Annotated in this window: 2 protein-coding genes and 1 pseudogene; 2 read left to right on the forward strand and 1 reads right to left on the reverse strand. The window is 80.7% G+C overall.

The genetic code is table 11. The features are described from left to right. Together cofE and GTQ99_RS22750 are read left to right on the forward strand one after the other, a co-directional pair. The coding region (gene cofE, locus GTQ99_RS22745) for a coenzyme F420-0:L-glutamate ligase (RefSeq protein ID WP_205708069.1) at window positions 1–1,032 on the forward strand (1,032 nt) is incomplete at its 5' end. A gap of 7 nt (window positions 1,033–1,039) precedes the next feature. Further along, complete coding sequence (locus GTQ99_RS22750) at window positions 1,040–1,681, forward strand: cyclase family protein (RefSeq protein ID WP_166617944.1); 642 nt, start codon at window positions 1,040–1,042, stop codon at window positions 1,679–1,681. Here GTQ99_RS22750 and GTQ99_RS22755 read toward each other — a convergent pair. Beyond that, window positions 1,646–1,868 (reverse strand): annotated as a pseudogene (locus GTQ99_RS22755) (DNA-3-methyladenine glycosylase 2 family protein); the annotation flags it as partial. The gene GTQ99_RS22750 and the pseudogene GTQ99_RS22755 overlap by 36 nt on opposite strands.

Here is a 1,868-nt window from a genome sequence, read left to right on the forward strand (position 1 = left end):
GCCCCCGGCCGCGCGCCGACACCGGTGAGCCTGCAGGTGGTCGGGCTGCCCGGCATCGGGGAGGTCCGCGCCGGCGACGACCTGGCCCGGCTGCTGGTGGACGCCCTGCACGCCCAGCGGGCCTCGCTCAGCGACGGCGACGTCCTCGCCGTCTCCAGCAAGGTCGTCTCCAAGGCCGCCGGCCTGGTGGCGCCGGCCGCCGACCGGGAGGCCGTCGTGCTGGCGCAGTCGGTGCGGGTGGTCGCCGCCCGCCGCACGCCCACCGGCACCGCCCGCGTCGTGGAGGCCGTCGCCGGGCCGGTGATGGCCGCGGCCGGCGTCGACGCCTCCAACGTCGTCGGCGACACGGTGCTGCTGCTGCCCGCCGACCCCGACGCCGAGGCCCGCGCGCTGCGCGCCCGGCTGCGGGAGCTGACCGGCGCGGACGTCGGCGTCGTGGTCACCGACACCGCCGGGCGCCCGTGGCGCGCCGGGCAGACCGACTTCGCGCTCGGCGTCGCCGGGATCGAGCCGCTGGAGGACCTGCGCGGCTCCGCCGACACCTCCGGGCGCGAGCTGAGCGTGACCGCGCGCGCCGTCGCCGACGAGGTGGCCGCCGCCGCCGACCTCGTCAAGGGCAAGACGGCCGGGGTGCCGGCGGCCCTCATCCGCGGGCTGGGCGACCTCGTGGGCGGCGACGGCCCGGGCGCGCGCTCGCTGGTGCGCACCGCCGCGGGCGACTGGTTCCGCCTCGGGCACGTGGAGGCCGTGCGCGCCGCCGTCGGCGCGGCCGGCGTCGAGCCCCCGCCCGTCGAGGCCGGCACCCCGGCCGAGCGCCTCGCGCGGGCGGCGGAGGTCGCCACCGCCGCGGGCGGCAGCGTCCTCGTCAAGGACGACGGCGCCCCCGTGCTGCACCTGTCCGCCGACGACGACTTCGCCCTGGGCGCGCTCGCGCAGCGGGTGCTGGCGGCGCTGTGGACCGAGCGGCTGACCGGCCGCGTCGAGCGCGGCCGCGCGGGCACCCTCGTGCGGGTGGCCGACGCCGGGCGGTGAGCCGGGCGTGAGCGGCGCGCCGGGCGCCGGGCGGCTGGTCGACCTCAGCCGTCCCGTCGGCCCCGGCACGCCCGTGCTGCCCGGCGACCCCGCCTTCGGCACCGAGCCCGCGCTCACGCTGGAGCGCGACGGCGTGCGGGTGGCCCGCCTCGTGCTGGGCACCCACACCGGCACCCACGTCGACGCGCCCGCCCACGTCCACCCCGACGGCGCCACCCTCGACGAGCTGCCGCTGGAGCTGTTCTGCGGGCCCGCCGCGGTGCTCGGCGTCGAGGGCGTGGCGCGCATCGGCCCCGAGCACCTGGGCGGTGCGGCCGGGGCGGCGATCGTGCTGCTGCGCACCGGCTGGGACGCCCGCGCCGGGACCGCCGAGGAGTTCGCGCACCCGTCCCTGACCGCCGACGGCGCGCGCCTGCTGCGGGCCGCGGGCGTGCGCACGGTGGGCATCGACACCGCCAGCGTCGACGCGCCCGGCCGCCTGGAGGCGCACCGGGTGCTGCTGGGCACCCGCGCCGACCCCGGCGTCCTCGTGGAGAACCTGCGCGGGCTGGCGGGGCTGCCGGCCGCGGTGGGCTTCAGCGCGTTCGGCTGGGCGCTGCGCGGCGGCGACGGCTCACCCGTGCGCGCGGTGGCGCACGTGCCGGGCTGAGCCGAGCGCCCGGTTCGGGGTGTGGGTGGGCAGCGCCGTCCGCGGGCCGCGGCGGGGGCGGTGGTGCCCGGCCAGCGCGAGCAGCCGCTGCACGCGGAAGCGGTGGCCGCGGTAGCACTCGATGACCTCCGCGCAGCCGGCGTCGTCGAGGACCTCGCCGGTCAGGGCCCACGAGACGTCCCCGGGC

It is taken from the genome of Kineococcus vitellinus (genome assembly GCF_009906315.1).
GTDB classification, from domain to species: Bacteria; Actinomycetota; Actinomycetes; order Actinomycetales; family Kineococcaceae; genus Kineococcus; species Kineococcus vitellinus.